23 protein-coding genes are annotated in these 22,833 nt (G+C 65.7%); 12 read left to right on the top strand and 11 right to left on the bottom strand.

Features of this window, described 5'->3' with window-relative positions:
• Positions 1–16 precede the first annotated feature (16 nt).
• From urtE to JL100_RS36190, 7 genes are all read right to left on the bottom strand, one after another.
• On the bottom strand, positions 17–745 hold the full coding sequence (gene urtE / locus JL100_RS36220; RefSeq protein ID WP_202684546.1) for an urea ABC transporter ATP-binding subunit UrtE: 729 nt from the start codon (positions 743–745) through the stop codon (positions 17–19).
• A complete protein-coding gene (locus JL100_RS36215; protein ID WP_202684545.1) occupies positions 742–1,473 on the bottom strand; it encodes an ABC transporter ATP-binding protein in 732 nt (243 codons plus the stop codon). Before JL100_RS36215 ends, urtE begins: the two co-directional genes overlap by 4 nt.
• Positions 1,470–2,513, bottom strand: coding sequence for a branched-chain amino acid ABC transporter permease (locus JL100_RS36210; protein WP_202684544.1), 1,044 nt, complete (start codon positions 2,511–2,513; stop codon positions 1,470–1,472). Before JL100_RS36210 ends, JL100_RS36215 begins: the two co-directional genes overlap by 4 nt.
• Positions 2,513–3,385 carry an ABC transporter permease subunit gene (locus JL100_RS36205; protein ID WP_202684543.1) on the bottom strand — a complete coding sequence of 291 codons (873 nt, stop codon included), beginning with the start codon at positions 3,383–3,385 and terminating at the stop codon, positions 2,513–2,515. Before JL100_RS36205 ends, JL100_RS36210 begins: the two co-directional genes overlap by 1 nt.
• Positions 3,386–3,456: 71 nt before the next feature.
• On the bottom strand, positions 3,457–4,695 hold the full coding sequence (locus JL100_RS36200) for an urea ABC transporter substrate-binding protein (protein WP_202684542.1): 1,239 nt from the start codon (positions 4,693–4,695) through the stop codon (positions 3,457–3,459).
• Positions 4,696–4,743: 48 nt separating this feature from the next.
• Positions 4,744–5,367 (bottom strand): ANTAR domain-containing response regulator, encoded by a 624-nt coding sequence (locus tag JL100_RS36195; RefSeq protein WP_202684541.1) that lies wholly within the window; start codon positions 5,365–5,367, stop codon positions 4,744–4,746.
• Positions 5,364–6,500: a transporter substrate-binding domain-containing protein gene (locus JL100_RS36190; protein WP_202684540.1), complete on the bottom strand. Its 1,137-nt coding sequence runs from the start codon at positions 6,498–6,500 to the stop codon at positions 5,364–5,366. Before JL100_RS36190 ends, JL100_RS36195 begins: the two co-directional genes overlap by 4 nt.
• Positions 6,501–6,864: 364 nt before the next feature.
• Here JL100_RS36190 and JL100_RS36185 point away from each other — a divergent pair, with 364 nt between their 5' ends.
• The 11 genes from JL100_RS36185 (at position 6,865) to JL100_RS36135 (ending at position 17,313) form a co-directional block, all read left to right on the top strand.
• Positions 6,865–7,701, top strand: coding sequence for an IclR family transcriptional regulator (locus JL100_RS36185; protein WP_202684539.1), 837 nt, complete (start codon positions 6,865–6,867; stop codon positions 7,699–7,701).
• A 249-nt stretch (positions 7,702–7,950) separates the two neighbouring features.
• A complete protein-coding gene (locus JL100_RS36180; RefSeq protein ID WP_202684538.1) occupies positions 7,951–8,163 on the top strand; it encodes a cold-shock protein in 213 nt (70 codons plus the stop codon).
• 328 nt (positions 8,164–8,491) lie between these two features.
• Positions 8,492–8,902 (top strand): hypothetical protein, encoded by a 411-nt coding sequence (locus tag JL100_RS36175; protein ID WP_202684537.1) that lies wholly within the window; start codon positions 8,492–8,494, stop codon positions 8,900–8,902.
• A 176-nt stretch (positions 8,903–9,078) separates the two neighbouring features.
• The gene (locus JL100_RS36170) at positions 9,079–11,187 is read left to right on the top strand and encodes a 3-hydroxyacyl-CoA dehydrogenase NAD-binding domain-containing protein (protein WP_202684536.1); all 2,109 of its coding nucleotides are present in this window, start codon (positions 9,079–9,081) and stop codon (positions 11,185–11,187) included.
• Between the two features lie 15 nt (positions 11,188–11,202).
• Complete coding sequence (locus tag JL100_RS36165) at positions 11,203–12,399, top strand: acyl-CoA dehydrogenase family protein (RefSeq protein WP_202684535.1); 1,197 nt, start codon at positions 11,203–11,205, stop codon at positions 12,397–12,399.
• Between the two features lie 27 nt (positions 12,400–12,426).
• Positions 12,427–13,557 (top strand): acyl-CoA dehydrogenase family protein, encoded by a 1,131-nt coding sequence (locus tag JL100_RS36160; RefSeq protein WP_202684534.1) that lies wholly within the window; start codon positions 12,427–12,429, stop codon positions 13,555–13,557.
• Between the two features lie 89 nt (positions 13,558–13,646).
• Complete coding sequence (locus JL100_RS36155) at positions 13,647–14,966, top strand: serine hydrolase domain-containing protein (protein ID WP_202684533.1); 1,320 nt, start codon at positions 13,647–13,649, stop codon at positions 14,964–14,966.
• A gap of 789 nt (positions 14,967–15,755) precedes the next feature.
• Positions 15,756–15,935, top strand: coding sequence for a hypothetical protein (locus tag JL100_RS36150; protein ID WP_202684532.1), 180 nt, complete (start codon positions 15,756–15,758; stop codon positions 15,933–15,935).
• A 12-nt stretch (positions 15,936–15,947) separates the two neighbouring features.
• Positions 15,948–16,235 (top strand): transposase, encoded by a 288-nt coding sequence (locus JL100_RS36145; protein ID WP_202684531.1) that lies wholly within the window; start codon positions 15,948–15,950, stop codon positions 16,233–16,235.
• Positions 16,222–16,482 carry a hypothetical protein gene (locus JL100_RS36140; RefSeq protein ID WP_202684530.1) on the top strand — a complete coding sequence of 87 codons (261 nt, stop codon included), beginning with the start codon at positions 16,222–16,224 and terminating at the stop codon, positions 16,480–16,482. The genes JL100_RS36145 and JL100_RS36140 overlap by 14 nt, the downstream gene beginning before the upstream one ends.
• Positions 16,483–16,614: 132 nt before the next feature.
• A complete protein-coding gene (locus JL100_RS36135; protein WP_202684529.1) occupies positions 16,615–17,313 on the top strand; it encodes a class I SAM-dependent methyltransferase in 699 nt (232 codons plus the stop codon).
• A gap of 206 nt (positions 17,314–17,519) precedes the next feature.
• Here the strand turns inward: JL100_RS36135 and JL100_RS36130 are convergent, their stop codons facing one another.
• The 3 genes from JL100_RS36130 to JL100_RS36125 form a co-directional block, all read right to left on the bottom strand.
• Entirely contained in the window at positions 17,520–18,647 is a 1,128-nt protein-coding gene (locus tag JL100_RS36130; RefSeq protein ID WP_202684528.1) for a PEP-CTERM sorting domain-containing protein, read from the bottom strand.
• A gap of 186 nt (positions 18,648–18,833) precedes the next feature.
• Entirely contained in the window at positions 18,834–19,094 is a 261-nt protein-coding gene (locus tag JL100_RS36980) for a PEP-CTERM sorting domain-containing protein (protein ID WP_407697067.1), read from the bottom strand.
• Complete coding sequence (locus tag JL100_RS36125) at positions 19,025–20,245, bottom strand: IS256 family transposase (RefSeq protein WP_201072050.1); 1,221 nt, start codon at positions 20,243–20,245, stop codon at positions 19,025–19,027. The genes JL100_RS36980 and JL100_RS36125 overlap by 70 nt, the downstream gene beginning before the upstream one ends.
• A gap of 204 nt (positions 20,246–20,449) precedes the next feature.
• Here JL100_RS36125 and JL100_RS36120 point away from each other — a divergent pair, with 204 nt between their 5' ends.
• The gene (locus JL100_RS36120) at positions 20,450–21,718 is read left to right on the top strand and encodes an IS256 family transposase (RefSeq protein ID WP_228420945.1); all 1,269 of its coding nucleotides are present in this window, start codon (positions 20,450–20,452) and stop codon (positions 21,716–21,718) included.
• A gap of 8 nt (positions 21,719–21,726) precedes the next feature.
• On the opposite strand, the gene JL100_RS36115 is transcribed toward JL100_RS36120, so the two are convergent.
• The gene (locus JL100_RS36115) at positions 21,727–22,680 is read right to left on the bottom strand and encodes a hypothetical protein (RefSeq protein WP_228421796.1); all 954 of its coding nucleotides are present in this window, start codon (positions 22,678–22,680) and stop codon (positions 21,727–21,729) included.
• Positions 22,681–22,833: the final 153 nt, after the last annotated feature.

Here is a 22,833-nt window from a genome sequence, read left to right as displayed (position 1 = left end):
TGTTCTGTTTGGAACTTCAGACCGCGAGGTAACGGCGCACCGTCTCGCGGTCGTTCAACTGCTCCGGCGCCACTTCGGTGACGATCCGGCCCTTGTCCATCACGTAGCAATGCCGGGCCATGGCCCGGATCATCTCCAGGTTCTGCTCCACGAACACGATGGTGATGCCCATGGAGCGGTTCAGCTCGACGACGATGCGCGCGATGTCCTGGACGATGTTCGGCTGGATGCCCTCCGACGGCTCGTCCAGGAGGATCAGCGACGGGCTGCCGACCAGCACCCTGCCGATGGCGAGTTGCTGCTGCTGGCCGCCCGACAGGGTGCCGGCCCGCTGGTTCCGGCGCTCCTTCAGGATCGGGAAGAAGTCGTAGATCCGGTCGTAGTCCGCCGTCTTCCGGCCGCCGTGGATCATCTCCCCGACCTTCAGGTTCTCCTCCACGCTCATGCGCGGGAAGACCTCGCGCCCCTGCGGCACGTAGCCGATGCCCAGGTGCGCCCGCTGGTGCGGCTTCAGGGCGCGCATGTCCCGCCCCTCGAAGGTGACCGTGCCGTCCATCGCCGGCAGCAGCCCGATCAGCGTCTTCATCAGGGTCGATTTGCCGACGCCGTTGCGTCCGATCACCGCCGCGATGGTGCCCCGCTCCACCGTCAGCTCGACCCCTTGCAGCACCGGCTTGCCGCCATAGCCGGCGCGCAGGCCGGACAGGGCCAGCATGGAGCCGTCGCCTCGTCCGTCAGTGATCATGATCGGCCATCCTGATCTGCGTGTCCAAAATAGATCTCGGCGACGGCGTCGTTGGCGGTGATCTCCTCCACCGTGCCCTGGGCGAAGATCTGGCCGAAATGGAGCACGGTCACCCGCCGGGCGATCTGGCGGACGAAGGCCATGTCGTGCTCGACCGCCAGCACGGTGACGCCGCCGGCGTTCAGCGCGCGGACCATCTCGCCGGTCTCGAAGGTCTCCTCCGGCGACATGCCGGCGGTCGGCTCGTCCAGCAGCAGCAGGCGCGGCTTCAGGCTGATCGCCATGCCGATCTCCAGCCACTGCTTCTGGCCGTGGCTGAGGCTTCCCGCCGGGACGTCGGCCTCGGCCGACAGGCGCAGGAATTCCAGCAGCCGGGCGATCTCCTCCTCCAGCGAGGCGCCTTCCAGATGGTGCTGGAGGGCGATCGTCAGGTTCTGCCGGACGCTCAGCTTCGCGAAGATGCCGGGCACCTGGAACTTGACGCTGATGCCCTTCCGGATCCGCTCGAACGGCTTCAGGTGCGTGATCTCCTCCCCGGCATAGAGGATGCGTCCGCTGGACGGCATGTGCTCGCCCAGGAACAGGCGGAACAGCGTGCTCTTGCCGGCACCGTTCGGCCCGATCAGGCAGTGGACCTCCCCCTCGTCGAGCGAGAAATTGACGTTGTCGGTGACCCGAAGCCCGCCGAAGCGCTTGTTCAGGTCCACCGTGCGGAGCAGTGCCGTCATCGGCTCCTCCCCAGGCGGCGGGAGACGTTGGCGATCCCGGGGATCAACCCCTCGGGCGCGAACAGCACGACGACCACCAGCAGCGCCCCCATCACCACCAACGCGTACTGGCTGCCGTAGATGGTCAGGGTCTGGAAGACGGTGAGCACGGCGAAGGTGCCGACCAGGGTCGCGGTCAGGTCGCTCCGCCCGCCCACCGCGACCCACACCACCGGCAGCGCCGCCGCGGTCAGGCCCATGCTGGACGGCGTGATGTACTGCCCCCACGAGGTGTAAAGCACGCCGCTCAGGCCGGCCAGGCTGCTGCCGATCACGAAGGCGATCAGCTGGTACTTGCGGATGTCGTAGCCCAGCATCTCCGCCCGTTCCGGGTTCTCCCGGATCGCCACCAGCACGTTGCCGAAGCGGGAATTCACCAGGATGCGAAGCCCCAGGTACACCACGACCAGCAGCGCCAGGATCACGTAGTAGAGCTGCACGTCGGGGAACAGCACGATGTCGCCGCCGAACCACGGGATGGTGAGCGGCGGCATCCCGGTCATGCCGTTGAACCCGTTGAGCCGGGCCGACCCGATCCGCCATTCCGGCCCCGCCGTCTGCGCCATGAAGCGTTCGAACACCAGCGTCACCGACAGCGTCACGATGCCCAGGAACACGCCGCTGATCCGGCCGAAGAACAGGAAGTACCCCAGCACCGCGGCGAACAGGGCCGCCAGCGCCACCGCGATCACGACCGCCAGCAGGGTGAAGCCGTAGTCGCTGCCGAAGTTCAGGGTCAGGACGCCGTAGCCGTAGCCAGCCAGCCCGAAGAAGGCGGTCTGGCCGAACGACAGCGCCCCGCCATAGCCCCAGATCAGGCTGAGCCCCAGGGCCATGAAGATCCAGTTGAAGAAATAGACCGTGTTCCCGACGGTCCAGCCGTCCGCGAACAGGGGATAGGCCACGGCCGCCAGCACCGCCAGGACGAAGCCGCCCCAGAACGCCGGCCCGCGGCCCAGGGTCTGCGGGCCGTTCAGCAGCCTCAAGCTTTTCGGCGCCATCAGCCGCGCTCCCTCAGCAGCCAGCCGGAGATTCCGCTGGGCAGCACCCGGATCACGACGATGACCGCGATCAGCAGGCTGATCTGCCCGGCCAGCTGGCCCTGCCAGGAGGTCATGGCCGCCTTGATCACGCCCAGGACCGCCGCCGCCGGCGCCGTGCCCAGGAACACGTCGGCGCCCCCGACCACCACGGTCACGAAAGCCTCCATGATGAAGGTGGCCCCCATCGACGGCACCATGGTCATGGTCGGCGCGTAGAGCCCGCCGGTCAAGCCGGCCAGCGCCGCGCCCAGCCCGAAGGTCAGGCAGTAGATCAGCCGCGTGTTGACGCCCAGCGCCTCCGCCATGTGCGGCACCTGGATGGTGGCGCGGGCATGCACGCCGAACCGGGTCTTGTTGAAGATCAGGTACAGCACGGCCAGGACGGCCACCGCCGCCGCCATCAGCACCAGCCGGTACTGGGAATAGGAATAGTCGCCGAAGGTGAAGCTGGACAGCGGCGTGCCGACGCCCCGCATGGTCGAGCCGAGCACGATCAGGACGCCCTGCGTCGCGATCAGGCTGATGCCCCAGGTCGCCACGATGGTATCCAGCGGCCGGTTGTAGAGATGCCGGACCACCAGCAGCTCCAGCAGGATGCCGACGATCCCCGCCGCCAGGGACCCGCACGCGATCGCGAGCGGAAGCGGCAGCCCCGCCCGCACCGCGAAGACGGTGACGTAGGCGCCGCACATGATGAATTCGCCATGGGCGAGGTTGATCACGCCCATCATGCCGAAGATGATCGCCAGCCCGCACGCCGCCAGGACGAGGAACGCGAAGGCATCCCCCGCCTGATAGAGGAACGCGAAAAGCGCACTGAGAAATTCCATTAATCGCCGATCCCCGAATCATCGAAACCGAAGGCCCCTCTCCCCGGCGCGGGGGAGAGGGGAACGATCGCTCAGCCCTTCGGCGGCGGGTTGCTCGGGGTGTACTGCTCGCTCGGGTCGGACTTGGTCAGGTCGCAGCCGGCCTCGCCCAGCCAGTACGGCTTGATGTCGTCCCAAACCTTGGGGAAGCTGATGGAATGGTCGGCGCCGACCTGGGCCAGGTAGATCGTGTGCGAGGCGTGCTGGCTCTTGGGATCGATGCAGACCTTGCCTTCCGGCGCGTCGACGCAGACGTCGCCCTGGGCGATCACGCCGCGGATCTTCTCGCGATCGGTCGAGCCGGCCCGCTCCACCATCTGCTTGTACAGGTATATGGCGTGGTAGGAGTTCTCGGCCTCCTGGTTGATGTAGGGCTCGTTGGGGAACTTGGCCCGCCACTTCGTGACGAAGGCCTTGCTCTCCGGCGTGTCGACCTCCTCGATATAGTTGGTCGTCACGTGCATGTTGGCGAGGCTGGGCGGGGTGAAGCGCTTGTGCTCGTAGCCCTGGCCGACATTGACCGAGCTGCCCATCGGCACCTGCAGGTTGGCGGCCGCCGCCTGCTCGTAATAGGAGGCCTGGGCGGTGCCGACCAGCAGGGTCATCAGGATGTCCGGCTTGACCCGCTGGATGTTCTGGATGGTCTGGGAGAACTGGGAGACGCCGAGCGGGATGAACTCCTCCCCGACCATCTCGCCGCCGTTCTCCTTGACGATCTGGCGGACCCATTCGGCCGAGATCTGGCCGAAATTATAGTCGGCGGCGATCGTGTAGACCTTCTTGCCGTACTTCTCCATCATCCAGGGGATCAGGGTGGAGAACTGCTGCTCCGGCACCGCGCCGGTCACGATCATGTTGGCGTCGCAGACGCCGCCCTCGTACTGGTTGTTGTAGAAGGCCAAGCCGTTGAACTGGTTGACGATCGGCCGGTAGGCCTCGCGCGACGCGCTGGAGAAGCCGGCGAACACCACGTCCACCTTGTCGCGCTGGAGCACGCGGCGCATCATTTCCTGGTACCGCGTATTGTCGGACTGGGTGTCGTAGATCACCAGCTCGATCGGGCGCCCGGCGATGCCGCCGGCCTTGTTGATCTCCTCGGTGGCGAGCTGGATGCCGTGGACCTTCGGCAGGGTGGCGGCGGCGAACTCGCCGGACTGGTCTTCCAGCACCCCGATCTTGATCGGGCTCTGGGCCAGGGCCGCCGTCGATGCGAATGCCAGGCCGGCAATGGTGAAAGCGCCCAAGGAGCGCGCGCTGATCGGACAAGACATGTCAACCTCACCTGTCGCTGTGTTCTGGATTGTTTGGTCGTTCGGGTCTCAACCCCTTTCGGCATTCACTCCCGCGATACCCTCTTCGAGGGTTTTTCTTATGATCTCTTCCGAGAACGCCTCGACGCTGAGCTGCTTCTTCATGCTCTCGCGCCGGAGGATCTGGAACGCCTCGTCGTCGTTGACGGAGCGCTGGTTCATGACCTGGAGCACCGCCTTGATGACGAACCGGCGGCCCCGCCGGCGCTCCTCGGCCGCGGCGAGACGGTCCTCGACCTGGCGGCGGCGGTTGAACTCGTTGATCCCGAGATAGAGGGCGGCATAGACGCTGGCGCCGGGGACGGGTTTTCTCAGGTGGGCGGTGACGCCGAGCTGGAGCAGCGCCTTCAGCTGGCTGGGCGCCTCGACGCCGATGATGCCGATCACCGGCAGCGGCGGCGCCTGCCCCAGCCTCGCCCAGGCGCAGCCTTCGGGGATGCCCGTGTCCAGGTCCAGGAACAGCACGTCGAACCCGGCCGGCATTTCCGGCGTCAGCAGGTCCGGCGCCGTGGTCGAGACGACCGCGCCCAGCTTCTTGAGCGTGCCCGCGACCGTCTCGACCGTGCCGGCGTCTGCCACGGCCAGCAGCGCCCGCACGCCGCGGAAGTTCTGGACCAGCCGGGCCGCCGTCATGACACCGCTTTCAGGTTCCGGGCCGGCCGCCCGGTCTCGTCGTAGCGCGACGAATTCCATACCAGGTAGGGGTCGGGGCGGACCGGCTGCGGAGCCTCCATGATGATGTCGAACCGGGCGTTCCGGTTGGACCGCCCGATCCGCGGCGTCAGATAGGCGTGGAAGGTATCCTCGTCCATCCAGACCTCCCCTTGCGGCGCCTGGAGCCGGAGCCGGGTCACCGCCGCCTTGACCCGGGCGATATCGTCGGTGCCGGCCTCGGCCAGCGCCCGGGCCAGCAGGCCCATGGCCACATAGGACGCCTCGGCGTCCGCCGACATGGCGGGGCCGTCGGGAAACCGCTTGCGGTAGGACTGGACGAAGGCGCGGTTGGCGGCCGACGCGATCGAGGAGAAATAGACGCTGGAGCTGAGATGGCCGTCGACCGCGTCGCCGCCGATCGCCTCCAGCTCCGGTTCCGACAGGGAACAGCTCGCGACCGGGATTTCTCGCGGCTGGTCGATGCCGCGATCCCGCGCCATGGTCCTGAAGTCGCGCAGGAACTGGTAGGCGGACTCGCCGATCAGCGTGTTGAACACGAAGCTGGGCCGCGCCTCCAGGATCTGCTCGATCACGCGTCTTAAATCGGTCTCGCCGACCGCGAAGTAACGCTCGGCCGCGACCGAGCCGCCCTGCCCCGCCACCGCCTGCCGCAGGATGCGGTTGTTCTCCCACGCCCAGATGTAGTTGGAGCCAATGCACCAGGCCGTCCTGCCGCACTGGGCCAGCAGGTGGTCGAGCAGCGGGACGATGTGCTGGTTGGGGGCGGCGCCGGTATAGACGACGTTGTCGCCGCTCTCGAACCCCTCGTAGTGGGACGGGTACCACAGCAGCGCGTCGTGCTTCTCGAACAGCGGGATGACTTCCTTGCGGCTGGACGAGGTGTAGCAGCCGACCACGTGGCGGATGGTGCGGCCGGCGAGCAGGTCGGCGGCGCAGGCGGGATAGCGGGCCAGCTCGCCGCCGGGATTGACCACGACCGGCACCAGTTCGACCGGGAAATCCGGGTCGCCGTTGAGTTCCTCCAGGGCCAGGAGCGCCCCGTTCAGCATCGACCGGGCGACCACGCTGTAGGGCCCGGTGGACGAGAACATGACTCCGACTTGAAAACACCTGTGTTTCGTCACGGCATTCCAATCCAGCAACGCAAAAAGCGCCCGCCAGCATCAAGTGCTGTGGGCGCCTTTGCCTCGGCCGACCAGCGGCTTATGTGGTATTACTTTGCCCGCATCATGACGGAGCGATCTTTGCCCCTGGCGAACATGAAGCAAGACTGAAGCTGCCCGGCAGCCGTGTCAAGCGGGTGTGTCGAGCTATGGCAAATTTTCTGCCCGCCCCACCGTTTGCGAGGATTTTACTCCATTTGCGCGGATCGGCGGTCCGTGCCGTGTTTCCGCTGGATTCCTGCCGCTCCGATGGTATGAACGGATCGGCAGCGGCCGCCATGGAGTTGATGCGTTGAAGAAGAGGGTCAAGCAGCCCGTCGCCGACGTTCCGGCGCTGGATGACGAGGGCCCTTTCGCGGGCGACCGCCAGTTCGTCGGCGCACTCTACCGCGGGCTGGAGATCCTGCGATGCTTCCGTCCGACCGACGGCCCGCTCGGCAACCAGGAACTTTCGCAGCGCTGCGGCCTGCCCAAGCCGACCGTCTCGCGCCTGACCTACACGCTGTCCAAGCTGGGCTACCTGGTCTATCTGGAGGACAGCGGCAAGTACCGCATCGGCGTGCCGGTGCTCGGCCTGGGCTATGCCTGCCTGGGCGGCCTGAGGATCCGGGACACCGCCCAGCCCTACATGGACGAGCTGGCCCGCCATGCCGGGAGCGGCGTGCTGGTGGGGCTTGGCGGGCGCGACGACCTCAGCATGATCTATGTCGCCTGCGCCCGCGCCAGCAGCGTGGTCTCGCTCCAGCTCGACGTCGGCTCGCGCATCTCGCTGGCGCGCTCCAGCATGGGTCGCGCCTATCTGGCCGGCGCCGACGAGGCGGAGCGCACCGGCCTGTTGCAACAGATCCGTGCCAAGGTCGGCGAGGAACACTGGCCGCGCCAGGAGGAGGAGATCCTGCGCGCGATCGAGCAGGTGCGCACGCAGGGTTTCTGCACCAACATAGGCGAGTGGCAGACCGAGGTGAATTCGGTCGCCGTGCCACTCCGCACGCCGCGGCACGAGATGCCGGCGCTGGCCTTCAACTGCGGCGGCCCGGCCTATCTGCTGAGCCGCGAGCGGCTGGAGCAGGATCTGGGGCCGCGCCTGGCCGAAATGGCCCGGAAGATCCAGACATTCGGAAGTACCTGAAGGTCGCATTCCGCTCCGAAGAAAAAGCAAAATAAACCAGCCAATCGGGCGAAACAATTTTAATATCCTTGATTAATGAGGCGTCAGGCCCCATTATGACAGTGTCGATAGACGGCCGGACGATTTAGCCTTGCACTGATAAAATCAGTGTCGTGCCGACAATCCTCTTACCTGAAAACGCCCACTCGACTGCCGCGATTCTGTGTAATCGCGTGCAAGCAACACCTCTATTTGTGAAAGGGTTTCCCAATGACTTCGGGAACCGTGAAATGGTTCAATGCCCAGAAGGGCTTTGGCTTCATCGCGCCGGATAACGGCGGCAGCGACGCTTTCGTCCATATCAGCGCCGTGGAACGCGCCGGTATCAGCGACTTGCGCGAAGGCCAGAAAGTCAGCTTCGACCTCGTCTCCGACCAGCGGAGCGGCAAGATGTCGGCTGACAATCTCAAAGACCTGAGCTGATCGGCAGCCGGCGGAACCGGGACATCCCTGGGGGATACCGGAGCCGCCGGCAACCTCGGTCGGTCGTGCCGACAGGCCGAAAGCTAGAAATTCGCAGACCAGAATTCGATAAGGCGCCCGGCGCCTTGCCGGCCCCGCACCCCATGGTGCCGGGGCTTTTCTTTTGCCTTTTTTCTCCCGTCCTCCGCGATGGCGGTTCGCCTGATTTCGTATTCGCCTGAACGGGAAGGGACATGATGTGCCGTTCGGCGAAGTAAAGTTGAAATAAATGGCATAAGCGCCATATATCTCCACAGTTGAATTTTTACCGGAGGATGAAAACGTGACGATGCGCAGCGGCTTCAACATGCATCACTCGAATTTGCAGGGCTTCCTGTCGGCTACCGTCTGGGACGAGAAGAACGGCTCCTCTCTCAGCCTTCTGTCGGCTTTGGCGAGGCTCGGGCTGGATCCCTGGCGCGAGGCCGCTCAGCTGGCCGATATGCCGCGCACGGCGGCCGCCACGGCGCTCAGCTCGATACTCGCCCAGCTTCCCGGCAACGACCTGAAGTCCTCGGACCAGGCGCTGCTTTCCCAGCGCCTGGTCCAGTTCCTGCCCGAAGGCGGCTCCAGGCTCGATGCCGAGCAACAGGAACAGGAGAACCGGCAAGGCAAGGATTCCAAATTCCAGCAACTTGCGATCGGCATCGCCCTTTCGGCCCTGGTGATCGCGATGCAGATGAACGGTTGGCTGTTCTGACGAACCGCGGGCGGAGCCGGACGCCACCGAAGCACCGCCTCCGGCCCTCTTAATTTCGCATATCGAAACCGTATTCCGCAAAACTTGATTTCGCGGACGCCTCCGCCTATGGTTGCCCCGAGTTGCCCGCCAAGGGCCATCCGGGCCAAGCAACATCCGGGGAGGAGGCAAGAACAATGACCGACACCGTCCGTTACGCACGCCAGGACCGTACCGGCGTCATCACCGTCGATTACCCGCCCGTCAACGCGCTGGGCCATGCCGTGCGCGAGGGCCTCGTCGCGGCGCTGGACGCCGGCCTGGCCGACGACCGGGCCGACGTGCTGGTGCTGGTGGCCGCCGGGCGTACCTTCATGGCCGGGGCCGACATCCGCGAGTTCGGCAAGCCCTTCGTGCCCCCCGGCCTGCCCGAGGTGATCGCCCGCTTCGATGCGAGCACCAAGCCGATCGTCGCCGCGATCCACGGGACCGCCCTGGGCGGCGGCCTGGAAGTGGCGCTGGGCTGCCATTTCCGCGTGGCGCTGCGCTCCGCCAAGGTGGGCCTGCCGGAGGTGAAGCTGGGGCTGCTGCCCGGCGCCGGCGGAACCCAGCGGCTGCCGCGCCTGACCGGGCCGGCCAAGGCGCTGGACATCATCCTGGGCGGCAACCCCGTCCCGGCGCCGGAAGCGCTGGAACTGGGCATCCTGGACGCGCTGGACGACGGGGAGTCCGCGCTCGACGCCGGCCTGCGCTTCGCGCAGCGCATCCGCGACGAGAAGCTTCCCGCCCGGCGCGTCGCCGACCGCACCGACCGGATCGAGGGCACCGAACACGCCGTGTTCGCGGATGCCAGGGCCAAGCTGGCGAAGTCCGCCCGCAACCTGCACTCGCCGCACCGCTGCGTCGACGCGGTCGAGGCCGCCGTCACCCTGCCCTTCGAGCAGGGGCTGGCGAAGGAGCGGGAGCTGTTCCAGGACTGCATGGACTCGCCCCAACGGGCCGGGCTGATCCATGCCTTCTTCTCCGAGCGGGAGGCCGCCAAGGTCCCGGGCCTGCCCGCCGGCACGCCGACCCGCCCGGTGAACCTCGCCGCGGTGATCGGCGCGGGCACCATGGGCGGCGGCATCGCCATGTGCTTCGCCAATGCCGGCATCCCGGTGCTTCTGCTCGAAGCGAACCCGGAGGCCCTGGACAAGGGCGTCGGGGTGATCCGCCGCAACTACGAGAATTCCGCGAAGCGCGGCAAGCTGACCGCCGACGCGGTCGAGCAGCGCATGGCGCTGATCCGGCCGACGCTGTCCTATGACGACCTGAAGGACGCCGACCTGGTCATCGAGGCGGTGTTCGAGAACATGGACGTCAAGAAGCGGATCTTCGGCACGCTGGACAAGGTCTGCAAGCCGGGCGCCATCCTCGCCACCAACACCTCCACCCTCGACGTGAACGAGATCGCCTCGGCGACGTCGCGCCCGCAGGACGTGGCCGGCATGCATTTCTTCAGCCCGGCCAACGTGATGAGGCTGCTGGAGAACGTGCGCGGCGCCGAAACCTCCGACGAGGTGCTGGCGACGGTGATGGAGGTGTCCAAGCGGATCGGCAAGGTCGGCGTCATGGTCGGCGTCTGCTACGGCTTCGTCGGCAACCGCATGCTCCACCAGCGCGGCCGCGAGGCCATGGCCCTGGTGGAGGAAGGGGCCACGCCGCAGCAGGTCGACAAGGTCTTCACCGATTTCGGCTTTCCCATGGGCCAGTTCGCCATGTCCGACCTGGCCGGCATCGATGTCGGCTGGCGCATCCGGGAGGAGCGGCGCAAGGCCGGCGATCCCGACGCCCAGCCGCCGAACTGGCTGGACAAGCTGGCCGAGCAGGGCCGCTTCGGCCAGAAGACCGGCAAGGGCGTCTACCGCTACGAGCCCGGCGACCGCACGCCGCGGCCCGACCCGGAGGTCGAGGCCCTGATCGAGGCGTACCGCGCCGAGCGGGGCATCACGCCGCGGGAGATCGGCGACCAGGAGATCCTGGAGCGCTGCTTCTACGTGATGGTCAACGAGGGCGCCCGCATCCTGGAGGAAGGCATCGCCGCCCGGTCGCTCGACATCGACGTGGTCTGGATCAACGGCTACGGCTTCCCGTCCTTCCGCGGCGGCCCGATGTTCTGGGCCGACGGGATCGGCCTCGCCAAGGTCCATGAGGCGGTCAAGGGCTACCATGACCGCCTGGGCGGTCGGCACTGGGAGCCGTCCAGCCTGCTCGAACGCCTTGCCCGCGAGGGCGGGAAATTCGGCGACCTGTCCAAGGCCGGCTGAGGAAAGAACACTTCGATGGACATCACCTATACCGCCGAGGAGCAGGCGTTCCGCGCCGAGGTCCGCGACTTCCTGCGCGACGGCCTGCCCGGCGACATCAGCGACAAGGTGCGCGGCGGCCGGCGGCTGACCCGCGACGACCACCTGCGCTGGCACGCGGCGCTGAACGCGCGCGGCTGGCTGGCCGTCCACTGGCCGAAGGAGCATGGCGGGACGGGCTGGGGTCCCGTCCGGCGGCACATCTTCGACGAGGAATGCGCCGCCGCCGGCGCGCCTCAGATCATCCCCTTCGGCGTCAACATGGTGGCCCCGGTCATCATCAAGTTCGGCACCGAGGAGCAGAAGCGCCATTACCTGCCGCGCATCCTGGACGGCACCGACTGGTGGTGCCAGGGCTATTCGGAACCGGGCGCCGGCTCCGACCTGGCCTCGGTGAAGACCCGGGCGGTGCGCGACGGCGACCATTACGTGGTCAACGGGCAGAAGACCTGGACCACGCTGGGCCAGCACGCCAACATGATCTTCTGCCTGGTCCGGACCGACGCCTCGGTCAAGCCGCAGGAGGGAATCTCCTTCCTGCTGATCGACATGGACGCGCCCGGCGTGACCGTGCGCCCGATCGTCACCCTGGACGGCGAGCACGAGGTCAACGAGGTCTTCCTGGACGAGGTCCGTGTGCCCGTGGAAAACCTGGTCGGCCAGGAGAACAAGGGCTGGACCTGCGCCAAGTACCTGCTGACCTACGAGCGGACCGGCATCGCCGGCGTCGGCATGGCGAAGGCGGCGCTCCGCCACCTGAAGGCCGTGGCGCGCCGCCAGGAGCGCTGCGGCCGGCCGCTGATCGAGGACCCGATCTTCCGCCGCCGGCTGGCCGAGGTCGAGATCGACCTGATGGCGCTGGAGATGACCAACCTGCGCGTCGTCGCGGCCGTCCAGGGCGGCGGCGTGCCGGGGGCCGAAAGCTCCATCCTGAAGGTGCGCGGCACCGAGATCCGGCAGGCGATCACCGATCTGCTGCGCCGCGCCGCCGGCCCCTACGCCCTGCCCTTCCAGCACGAGGCGCTGGGGTCCGGCTTCAACGAGGAGCCGGTCGGCCCTGACTACGCCGCCCCCCTGGCGCCGCAATATTTCAACCGGCGCAAGCTGTCGATCTATGGCGGGTCCAACGAGATCCAGAAGAACATCGTCGCCAAGATGATCCTTGGCCTCTGATTCGGAACAGCATGAGGGAGCGCCGTCATGGACTTCACGCTTAACGACGAACAGCGCATGCTGGAGGAAACCGCCGGCCGGCTGGTGCGCGACCGCTACGGCTTCGAGCAGCGCCGCCGCCACGCCGCCGAGCCCAAGGGCTACGGCGCCGCGATCTGGGCGATGATGGCCGAGCTGGGCCTGCCGGCGGTGCCGTTCCCCGAGCGCGACGGCGGCTTCGCCGGCGGCGGGGTCGAGCTTCTGGTGCTCCACCGGCAGTTCGGCCGCGGGTTGACGCTGGAGCCGTACCTGGCATCCGTGGTGCTGGGCGGCGGGCTGCTGTCCCGGCTGGGCGGCGAGGCGCAGCGCGACGCGGTGCTGCCGCAGGCGATCGCCGGGGAGACGATCCTGGCGCTCGCCTATGCCGAGCCGGCGGCCGGCTACGATCCCTTCTGGATCGGGACCAGGGCCGAGCGCGCCGGCGACGGCTGGCGGATTTCCGGAGCCAAGTCGGTGGTGCTTCACGGCGACGGCGCCGGGCGGCTGCTGGTCACCGCCCGCACCGGCGGCGGCACCGGGGACCGCGACGGCATCTCCGTCTTTCTGGTCGATCCGACCCAAGCCGGAGTGGGCGTGCGCGGCTACGCCACCATCGACGGGCTGCGCGCCGCCGAGGTCACCCTGGTCGGCGCCGCCGGCGAGCTTGTCGGCCCCGAGGGCGGCGCCGCCGAGGCTCTGGAAGCCACCCTGGCTGCCGGCTGCGTGGCGCTCTGCGCCGAGGCGGTCGGCGCCATGGAGCAGGCCTGCGAGCTGACGCTTGACTACCTGAAGACCCGCCAGCAGTTCGGCGCGCCGATCGGACGCAACCAGGTATTGCAGCACCGCATGGTGGACATGCGCATCGCCCTGGAGCAGGCGCGGTCCATGGCGATCCTGGCCGCGTGCAGCCTGGAGTTGAGCCCCGCCGAGCGCGAGCGGCGCGTCTCGGCCGCCAAGGCGCTGATCGGCACGGCCGGCCGCCTGGTGGCCGAGGAGGCGATCCAGATGCATGGCGGCATGGGCATGACCGAGGAGGCCGCCATTTCGCACTATGCCAAGCGCCTCGTCATGATCGACCACTGGTTGGGCGATTCCGACTACCACACCGCCCGCTTCGCGGAGCTGCCCGAGGCGGCCTGACGCCCTTCGTCCGTTCTTCTGCAACTTAGCCGTTTCCTCTTCCCGGACTTGGGGTTACGCTCCCCCCAAGCAAAATACGGGAGGAAGACATGAAGCGACTTGCGGGACCGTCCCTGTTCGTCATCGCCCTGTGCGCCGCGTCGGCGGCCTGGGCCCAGGCGCTGCCGCGCGCCGACCCTGCCAAGGTCGGCGTCTCGGCGGAGCGGCTGGAACGGATCGGGCAGGTCTTCCAGAAGGAGATCGACGCCGGCAAGCTGCCCGGCGCGGTCATGATGGTCGCCCGCGACGGACAGCTGGTCTATTCCAGGAGCCTTGGCCACCAGGACAAGGACGCCGGCAAGGCGATGGAGGAAGGTACCATCTTCCGCATCTACTCCATGACCAAGCCGCTGGTCTCGGTCGCCGCCATGATCCTGTACGAGGAAGGCCAGCTGGAGCTGACCGATCCCGTGTCCAAGTTCCTGCCCGAGTTCGACAACCTCCAGGTCAGCAAGGCGAGCCTGGATCCCTTCGGCAAGGTCACCTATTCGACCGAGCCGGTGGCGCGGAAGCCCACCGTCCAGGACCTGCTGCGCCACACCGCCGGCCTCGCCTATGGCGAGATCACCCAGAACGCCGTGGTCAAGGAAGGCTACGCCAAGGCCGGGCTCTACAAGCCGAGCGACCGCGACTACGACTCCCGCTCCATGAGCCCGGAGGAGCAGGTCAAGGCGATCGCCGGGGTCCCGCTGGTCCACCAGCCCGGCACCCGCTGGGAATACAGCCTCGCCTCCGATATCCTGGGCCGGGTGGTCGAGAAGGCGGCGGGCATGCGGCTGTCGGAGTTCCTGGAACAGCGGGTTTTCCAGCCGCTCAAGATGAACGACACCGGCTTTTCCGTCGCCCAGGCCGACCTGCCGCGGCTGGCCGAGCCGCTGAAGATCGACCCGGCGACCGGCAACCCCAACAAGCTGATCGACGTGTCCGCCGTGCCCGCCAACGATTCCGGCGGCGCCGGCGCCGTTTCGACCGCCGCCGACTATCTGCGCTTCACCCAGATGCTGCTGAACGGCGGCGAGCTGGACGGTGCCCGCATCCTCAGCCCGACCACCATCAGGCTGATGGCGTCGGACCATCTGGGCGAGCGCATCCAGCCCGTGCTCAGCCCCGGCGAGTTGCTCCTCGGCACCCCCGGCTACAGCTTCGGCCTCGGCTTCTCGGTCCGCGGGCAGGACGGCATCGCGGGCGTGTCCGGTTCGGCCGGGGAGTACATGTGGGCGGGCTATGCCGGGACCTATTTCTGGGTCGATCCGGAGGAGGACCTGACCGCCGTGCTGATGACGCAGGCCCCCGGCCCGAGCCGGCCGTACTACCGCAAGCTCTTCAAGCAGTTGGTCTACCAGTCGGTGGTCGAGACCCACGCGAACTGAGGCGCGGGGGGTGGGGGAATGTCATCATTCGTATGCTTCCGTGCCGTCGCGGCGGCGGACCGGCGCAGGATGACGACATCCCCCACCCCCTTTTTGTCAGCATGTGTCATCATTTTCGCTGTCTCGGTCCAGGGGTTCACTCCACAGGGGCGCACTCCATGGCAGGTTGGCACGATAGGCATGACGGGGATTTTTCGGGATGTTGACCTGATCATGATAGCTGCCTTGAGATAGGAAATCAATCCTTTGAGCCTCGAGCGTGAGATGACTGGCAGCCCTTGTCGGCGCGGGTGCGGCGCTCATTGCACTCGGGCGGCCGGGTCGTCGGTATCGTTCATGGGAATCCTTCGCCTTCGCCGTTCAGGATCGGGGGCGAGCCAGGGCGTTCCGGAAGCCGAAAGCGGCTGTCCGGCCGGTCATGGCCCGGGATGGGGAGCGATCGTCCGCGTCAGCGCGGGCGGAACGGGTCGGGCGGACGGCGGAGCGCCGGGACAACGGGTGTTCCCGCCGCCGCGAGGGCAGAAGCCCCCGCGGCGGCGGGAACAAAGATTGGCGCAAGCGCGCCTTTGGTGTGGTAAAGCTGGTCGCAGCCATTGATGATACCGCTGACAAATGATTTTAAATAAATATCCTGGGCAAGTTGGATAGACCCTTTCTACTCTGAAGGTTACATCCGGCCTGCCGGCCCCGGCCTATATCTCATGCGTGTTTGCCCGACCTGGGGGAACCGGCGCAGAGTTGCGGCTTTCCAACGGAGACTGCGCGCATCACCCACCGGGAGGGATGGTCATGTCGCTTCGGCCCCAGGATCCCGCAACCGTTCCCGAGGACACCCGGCGGGTGGCCCAGGCGGCTTTTCCCAAGGGCAACGTCTACCTGCGCCTGCGCGACGGGCTCGGCCCGCTGTTCAAGGACGCGCTGTTCGAGCCGCTGTTTCCCGAGCGCGGCCAGCCGGCGGCGTGCCCCTGACGGCTCGCCCTGATGACGGTCCTGCAGTTCGCCGAGGGGCTGTCGGACCGTCAGGCCGCCGAGGCGGCCCGCGCGCGCATCGACTGGAAGTACCTTCTCGGCCTGGGCCTGGCCGACCCCGGCCTGGACGCCTCGGTGCTCTGCGAGTTCCGCGCCCGGCTGGTCGAGGGCGGCCTGGAGCAGAAGCTGCTCGAAGCCGTGCTGGAGCGCCTGCGCGGGGCCGGCCTGGTCAAGGCGCGCGGCCGGCAGCGCCGTGGCCGGGGCGGCTCCCGCGTGGCTGCTCGGCGTGGTTGGCCCTGACTGGTTCGAGCTCTACGGCCCGCGGGTCGAGCAGTACCGGCTGCCCAAGGGCGACGCCGAGCGCGCCGCCCTGGCCGACCGGATCGGCGCCGACGGTTACGCCGTGCTGGCCGCCGTGTTCGACCCGTCGGCCCCGGCCGGGCTGCGCGCCCTGCCGGCGGTCGAGACGTTGCGCCAGGCCTGGGTCCACCAGTACCGGGTCGCCGACGGCGCCGTGCGCCTTGTCACCCAGCAAATCAGCACCTGACGTCTACAAACAGCCTCTGAACGATTCTGCGGACTACCCCCGATTTTCCACAGCCTGCTGGGTGTGCAGTCGATAAGAACATGCATAGTGTCCAGACCATGCCTAGTGAAGCCTTTCGATAAGGAACCATTCATGATCCAGAAAGCTGTCGCACGCGCTTTTCGCACTAGATTCGCAAAATCATTTTTGAGTGAACGAACAATCTACTGGCTGAATGTAGATCTTCATTTTATTGCCAATAGGGCATTTAATAATATTCGAGATAAAGCGAAAAAATTGAAACCGAATGCTCGTTACCTGAACGTCGCGTGTGGTCTAACAAGACGAGATAGTGAAGAGTGGTTCAACATCGATGGTTTTCCGGCTCCGCGAGTGGATGTGGTATGGGATCTTACACGGTCATTGCCGTTCGAAGATAAACGGTTTGAGGGCATATACGCCGAGCATTTTTTCGAACACTTAGAACCTGCGGACGCTCACACCTTTCTTAGGGAGTGTTTGAGATCCTTGAGGCCTGGCGGAACGATCAGGATATCTGTTCCGGATGGAGAACTTTACCTTCGCCGCTACTTTGAGGATCGGAAATGGATGCTTGAAAGGCGTGGCGGCAGGTTCAGGACGCCCATGGAGGTAGTCAATGAGGTATTTCGTCAAGGCCGAGAGCATCAATTCTGCTATGATTTCGAAACACTTGCATTGCTGCTTAGAGAAGCTGGATTTGTGGAGGTCGAGAGGCAGAATTTCGGTGCTGGAAGGATAGAATATTTACTGATTGACCAAGAAGCGCGGAGGTTTGAAAGCCTTTACGTGGAGGGCCGTCGTCCAACATAAGTTGATCAAGCCGAATTCTTGTCCGCCCTTCGCATCATACCATTTTCGCCTGAACACTCCTAACGCATTTCGTTGATCACCAATGTTTCAGTAGTAGAAAAGTATGAAGTGTTCAAGCGGAACTGGTGTTATTCCCTCCCAGCTGGGCTCACCGCGTTAACTATAATGCACGCCTTACCTGAAAGTGCGCGATTTTCCGCAGCCTGTTAGGCGTTTTGACGCCTGCGATGCCGCACCAAGCCCAGCCCAATGCCCCCGACGGCGATCAGTGCCAGCGTTCCCGGTTCCGGGACCTCCGCAACCGTGACCGGCGTGAGCAGGAAGGCGTTGGTTTGCCCGCCGGGGTCGATGCCGGTCCCAGTGATCTGCCCGGCGTCGTTGATCCCGTTTCCACCCTGGAGAGTCCATCCCGACCCCGGAGGGATCAGGTCGTTCAGGTTGAACAAGCCCGTGCCATCCCACACGAACGCACGGTCGGCGCCGTCTGCGGTGGTGCTCTGTCCCGTCACCTGGCCGCTGTCGTTGATGCCGTTGCCGACGCTGAAGGTTCCTCCCAGTGTGCCAAGGTCTTGCATGTCGGTGACCGGGTCCCACAGGAACGCATGCCCTCCGCTGGTTCCCGTCACTTGGCTGCTGTCGTTGATGCCATTACCCTCGCTGTTGCCTTCACCAGGAAGGGTTCCAAGGTCCCGCATACCGGTTGTTGGGTCCCAAAGGAACGCATGCGTGGGACCTATAAACTCGATTTCGCTGCTTCCCGTCACTTGGCCGTTGTCATTGATGCTGTTGCCACGACTTTCAACCCCGCCCAGAGTGCCGAGGTCCTGCATGCCGGTCGCCGAGTCCCATAGGAATGCACGAGAGTTGAAGGAGAAGGGCCCTGCGACGATGGGACTGGTTCCCGTCACTTGGCCGCTATCATTAATGCCGTTGCCGTAACTGGCGGCTTCGCCGCTGAGGGTTCCGAGGTCCCGTATACCGGCCACCGGGTCCCACAGGAACGCATGCTCGACACCGAGGTCGCCAGCCCACCCCGTCACTTGGCCATTGTCGTTGATCCCGTTGCCGACACTGGCGCTGCTGGGGCTGGCAGGCTCGTCGACGGGAAGGAGGTCCCGCATGCCGGCCACCGGGTCCCATAGGAATGCATGGGGAATGGAGCCCGCGATGTTGCTCCTCCCTGTCACCTGGCCGCGGGCGTTGATGCCGGAACCGATGCTGAAGTCACCGCCGGGGAGCGTGCCGAGGTCTGTGATGGTGTAGGTTGGGACGGCGAGCACTTTACTGGGAGTGAGGGTAAGAATGCCCAGGAGGAGCAGGTGATGTCTCCGCATGGTTTGTCTCCGGAGGTGTCTGGCCTGGCGATCAGTATGGCGAACCCAGTGCACCTCCGGACACACGCTGTAGGGCACTGTGCTTGAGTATGGGCAGTGGCCGCGTCAAAGGAAGGTCTTGTGCAGATCAGCCCTGTCCGAAAACGGTGCGCTTCGGACGGGCATCGTCACCTTTGGATTGTGTGTTCATCGTAATTGGCGCCTGCGATGCCGTACCAAGCCCAGCCCAATGCCCCCGACGGCGATCAGTGCCAGCGTTCCCGGTTCCGGGACCTCCGCGACCGTGACCGGCGTGAGCAGGAAGGCGTTGGTTTGCCCGCCGGGGTCGATGCCGGGGGACTGTCGGGAATTCCGTGCTTGGCGGGGCGGGTTCAGTATCAGGCGGTCATCGCCTTTGCGAACCGGTCGCCGAAGATGACAGCCATCTGGGCTTTGGCGGCCGTCCATTCCCGGGGCGGCATCTTCCAGTCTTTCTCCGCGCGGTTCAAGACGAGAAACAGGAGCTTCAGCGCGGCCTCGTCATTGGGGAAATGCCCCCTGGCCCGGACCGCCCGGCGCAGCTTTGAGTTCAACGCTTCAATGGCATTGGTCGTGTAAAGGATGCGCCGGACCTCGCGCGGGAAGGCAAAGAAGGGGATGACCTCCGGCCACGCCCGCCGCCAAGCCTTGCCGATGGCCGCGTATTTTTCGCCCCAAGGCCCGGTCTCAAAGGCGCTCAGAGCCATCTCGGCGGCCTTGTCGTCGACAGCGTCGTAGACCGTCTTCAGGGCGGCGGCGATGGCCTTGCGGTCCTTCCAGGACGCGAACTCCATGCTGTGGCGCAGCAGATGAACGACGCAAGTCTGAACAATCGTCTCCGGATAGGCAGCCGCGATCGCCTCGGGAAAGCCTTTCAGCCCATCGACGACGGCCAGCAGGATGTCCTCCACACCCCGGTTCTTCAACTCGTTCAGGACGCGCAGCCAGAACTTGGCGCCCTCGTTCTGTTCGATCCACAGGCCCAGCACCTCCTTGGCGCCGTCGGCCCGCACGCCGATGGCGACATGGATGGCCTTGTTGCGGACCAGACCTTCGTCGCGGATCTTGACCCGGATGGCATCCAGGAACACCAGGGGGTAGATCGCCTCCAGCGGCCGGTTCTGCCAGGCCGTCACCTCCTCGATCACGGCGTCCGTCACCGTGGAGATCAGGTCGGCCGACACCTCGATGCCATAGAGCTCCCGCAGGTGTCCCGTGATCTCCCGGGTTGACATGCCGCGTGCGTACATTGAGATGATCTTCTCGTCGAAGCCGGGGAAGCGCCGCTGGTATTTGCCGATCAGCGCCGGATCGAACGTCCCCGACCGATCGCGGGGAATGGACAGACCCATCGAGCCGCCATCGGTCAGCACCGTCTTGTGGCCGTAACCGTTGCGACGGTTGCCGCTCTCATCTCCAGCCAGATGATGATCCAGCTCCGCCTTCAGCGCCCGCTCCGTCAGCGCCTTCTTCAGCTGGTCGAGCAGGCCGTTCTGGTCGAATGCCGTCTTCGCATCGGCTCCAGCCAGCAGCTGGTCAAGGATCGCGTCAGGGATAACAGGATCTTTGCGTCGGGCCATTCAGGGTCTCCTTCTGTTTCAGGATAACCCCGCCAAGCACGAAATTCCCGATAGTCCCCGATGCGGTCCCAGTGATCTGCCCGGCGTCGTTGATCCCGTTTCCGTGAGCTATGGGGGAAACTGGGTGATGACGAGGTGAGGAAGGTGGCGTAACGAGGTAGGTGCTTGACGCCTGCCAGAACCTCCACGAGGGAGCGCTACGCCATGAACGAAGATACCAGCATTGTCCGGCTTCGCCAGCCCGAAGAGATCGATGATCCCCTGACGGCCCTTCTCCGATCGGGAGCCCGCCAGTTGTTGGAGCAGGCCATCGAAGCCGAGGTGGCGGCTTTCCTGGCTGCCAGCAAAGACCTGAAGCTGGCCGACGGCCGGGACCGGTTGGTCCGGCATGGCCATGGACCGGAGCGCATGATCCAGACCGGGATTGGGCCGGTCGAGGTCCAGCGGATCAAGGTCCGTGATCGCGCTCCCGGTCCGGCAGCCGAGCGCATCCGGTTCAGCTCAGCCTTGCTGCCGCGCTGGGCGCGCCGGACGACCAGTCTCGACGCCCTGCTGCCAATCCTGTATCTGCGCGGCGTTTCAGCCGGTGATTTCCAGGAGGCGCTGAGCGTTCTGCTCGGCAAGGACGCGCCCAACCTGTCACCGGCGGTCATCGCGCGGCTGAAGGAGAGCTGGGCGGACGACTACGCGCGCTGGCAGCGGCGGGACCTGTCGGCCCGGCGCTACGTCTATGTCTGGGCCGACGGCGTCTACCTCCAGGCCCGCATGGAGCCTGCCGCCGAGTGCATGCTGGTGATGATCGGCGCCACGCCGGAGGGTAAAAAGGAACTGCTCGGCTTCCAGGTCGGCGTCCGCGAAAGCGCCCAGAGCTGGCGCGAACTGCTGATCGACCTGAAGGCCCGCGGGCTGGGAATCGCCCCGGAACTGGCGGTCGCCGATGGTGCTTTGGGCTTCTGGAAGGCGCTCGACGAGGTCTTCCCCGGCACGCGTCATCAGCGCTGCTGGTTTCATAAAAGTTCTAATGTTCTCAACAAGGTGGCGAAATCGCTCCAGCCCGCGGTCAAGCAGGACCTGCGGGAGATCTGGATGGCGCCCGACCTCAAGGCGGCGGAGCATGCCCTTGATACCTTCGAGAAGAAGTACGGCGCCAAGTACTCCGGTGCCGTCGAATGCCTGACCAAAGATCGTGATGCCCTGCTGGCCTTCTACAGCTTCCCGGCCGAGCATTGGGATCACGTGCGGACCACAAACCCTATAGAAAGCGTCTTCGCCACAGTCCGGCACCGGACGGTCCGCACCAAGGGGGCGCTTTCCCAGGACACTGCCAAGCTCATGGTCTTCAAGCTGATCTCGGCAGCATCCAGAACTTGGCGGCGACTTCAGGGCGAAAACCAGTTGCCCAAGATCATCCAAGGCGTCAAATTCCGCGACGGCATCGAGGTCAGCGTGCCGACATCACACAGCGCCGCCTGAACACCTCGTCACCCAAATTCCGCTATAGCTCCGTTTCCGTTCAGGAGCGTCCAACCCGATCCCGCGGGAATCAGGTCGTTGAGGTCGAGCAGACCAGCGCCGTTCCACAGGAATGCAGCTTCGTCACCGTCCGTGGTGGTGCTGGTTCCCGTTATGTGGCCGCCGCCGTTGATGCCATTACCGACGCTGAAGGTTCCTCCCAGCGTGCCGAGATCCTGCATGCCAATCGCTGGAGCCCACAGGAACGCGTGAGTAAAACCGATCGTGGTGTCGCTGGCCCCGGTCACTTGGCCGCTATCGTTGATGTCGATGCCGGCGCTGCCCCCTCCCCCGAGGGTGCCGAGGTCCTGCATCCCTGTCACCGGATCCCATAAGAATGCGCGATTGACGCCATCCGTAGTTTCGCTGTCACCTGTCACCTGTCCGCGGTCGTTGATGCCGGTGCCGGCGGTGGAGAAGCCTGTGTCGCCCCCGGTAAGGCTGCCGAGTTCCTGCAGACCGCTCACCGGGTCCCACCGAAACCCATGGGTGCCACCGTTCGCGACGTATCCCGAAACCTGGCCGCGGGCGTTGATATCGGCGCCGCTGCCGCCGGGGAAGCCTCCGCCGATGTCCCGCATGCCGGTCGCCGGGTCCCACAGGAATGGACTGACGAGCCCGTCCGCGGTTTCGCTGGTTCCCGCCACTTGGCCGCTGGCGTTAATGCCGCCGCCCCCGCTGAAAACCCCACCGAGGGTACCGAGATCCCGCATGCCAGCCGCCGGATCCCACAGGAACGCGTGGATGTCGCCAGCCGCGGTGCTGCTGGATCCCGTCACTTGGCCGTTGGCGTTGATGCCGCCGCCCCCGCTGAAAACCCCACCGAGGGTACCGAGGTCGGTGACAGTGTAGGCCGGGACGGCGAGGGCTGTACCGGGAGCGAGAATGGTGGAGCCTAGAAGGAATAGGTGACCCAGGTGCATGAACTGCCTCCGTGCAGGTATGCGGCCATTTTTACGGACTTATGATGTAAAAATCGGAAATGTGCAGCTCAGTATGGTGGAGCAACTGCAGGGTTGGGTGCGCGCCGTAGGGCAGTGTGCTTGAGGATAAGACCGCGGCAGTCACGATGGAGC

The sequence above is a fragment of the Skermanella mucosa genome, assembly GCF_016765655.2.
Lineage (GTDB): Bacteria > Pseudomonadota > Alphaproteobacteria > Azospirillales > Azospirillaceae > Skermanella > Skermanella mucosa.
This window is presented reverse-complemented; position numbering and strand designations above follow the sequence as displayed.

What these genes read in the sequence shown, in the direction of transcription:
- urtE (WP_202684546.1), bottom strand. Translation starts at nt 745, where the DNA reads ATGATCACTGACGGACGAGGCGACGGCTCCATGCTGGCCCTGTCCGGC.
- JL100_RS36215 (WP_202684545.1), bottom strand. Translation starts at nt 1,473, where the DNA reads ATGACGGCACTGCTCCGCACGGTGGACCTGAACAAGCGCTTCGGCGGG.
- JL100_RS36210 (WP_202684544.1), bottom strand. Translation starts at nt 2,513, where the DNA reads ATGGCGCCGAAAAGCTTGAGGCTGCTGAACGGCCCGCAGACCCTGGGC.
- JL100_RS36205 (WP_202684543.1), bottom strand. Translation starts at nt 3,385, where the DNA reads ATGGAATTTCTCAGTGCGCTTTTCGCGTTCCTCTATCAGGCGGGGGAT.
- JL100_RS36200 (WP_202684542.1), bottom strand. Translation starts at nt 4,695, where the DNA reads ATGTCTTGTCCGATCAGCGCGCGCTCCTTGGGCGCTTTCACCATTGCC.
- JL100_RS36195 (WP_202684541.1), bottom strand. Translation starts at nt 5,367, where the DNA reads ATGACGGCGGCCCGGCTGGTCCAGAACTTCCGCGGCGTGCGGGCGCTG.
- JL100_RS36190 (WP_202684540.1), bottom strand. Translation starts at nt 6,500, where the DNA reads ATGTTCTCGTCCACCGGGCCCTACAGCGTGGTCGCCCGGTCGATGCTG.
- JL100_RS36180 (WP_202684538.1), top strand. Translation starts at nt 7,951, where the DNA reads ATGACTTCGGGAACCGTGAAATGGTTCAATGCCCAGAAGGGCTTTGGC.
- JL100_RS36175 (WP_202684537.1), top strand. Translation starts at nt 8,492, where the DNA reads ATGCGCAGCGGCTTCAACATGCATCACTCGAATTTGCAGGGCTTCCTG.
- JL100_RS36170 (WP_202684536.1), top strand. Translation starts at nt 9,079, where the DNA reads ATGACCGACACCGTCCGTTACGCACGCCAGGACCGTACCGGCGTCATC.
- JL100_RS36165 (WP_202684535.1), top strand. Translation starts at nt 11,203, where the DNA reads ATGGACATCACCTATACCGCCGAGGAGCAGGCGTTCCGCGCCGAGGTC.
- JL100_RS36160 (WP_202684534.1), top strand. Translation starts at nt 12,427, where the DNA reads ATGGACTTCACGCTTAACGACGAACAGCGCATGCTGGAGGAAACCGCC.
- JL100_RS36155 (WP_202684533.1), top strand. Translation starts at nt 13,647, where the DNA reads ATGAAGCGACTTGCGGGACCGTCCCTGTTCGTCATCGCCCTGTGCGCC.
- JL100_RS36150 (WP_202684532.1), top strand. Translation starts at nt 15,756, where the DNA reads ATGTCGCTTCGGCCCCAGGATCCCGCAACCGTTCCCGAGGACACCCGG.
- JL100_RS36145 (WP_202684531.1), top strand. Translation starts at nt 15,948, where the DNA reads ATGACGGTCCTGCAGTTCGCCGAGGGGCTGTCGGACCGTCAGGCCGCC.
- JL100_RS36135 (WP_202684529.1), top strand. Translation starts at nt 16,615, where the DNA reads ATGATCCAGAAAGCTGTCGCACGCGCTTTTCGCACTAGATTCGCAAAA.
- JL100_RS36130 (WP_202684528.1), bottom strand. Translation starts at nt 18,647, where the DNA reads ATGCGGAGACATCACCTGCTCCTCCTGGGCATTCTTACCCTCACTCCC.
- JL100_RS36980 (WP_407697067.1), bottom strand. Translation starts at nt 19,094, where the DNA reads ATGGACGGCCGCCAAAGCCCAGATGGCTGTCATCTTCGGCGACCGGTT.
- JL100_RS36125 (WP_201072050.1), bottom strand. Translation starts at nt 20,245, where the DNA reads ATGGCCCGACGCAAAGATCCTGTTATCCCTGACGCGATCCTTGACCAG.
- JL100_RS36120 (WP_228420945.1), top strand. Translation starts at nt 20,450, where the DNA reads ATGAACGAAGATACCAGCATTGTCCGGCTTCGCCAGCCCGAAGAGATC.
- JL100_RS36115 (WP_228421796.1), bottom strand. Translation starts at nt 22,680, where the DNA reads ATGCACCTGGGTCACCTATTCCTTCTAGGCTCCACCATTCTCGCTCCC.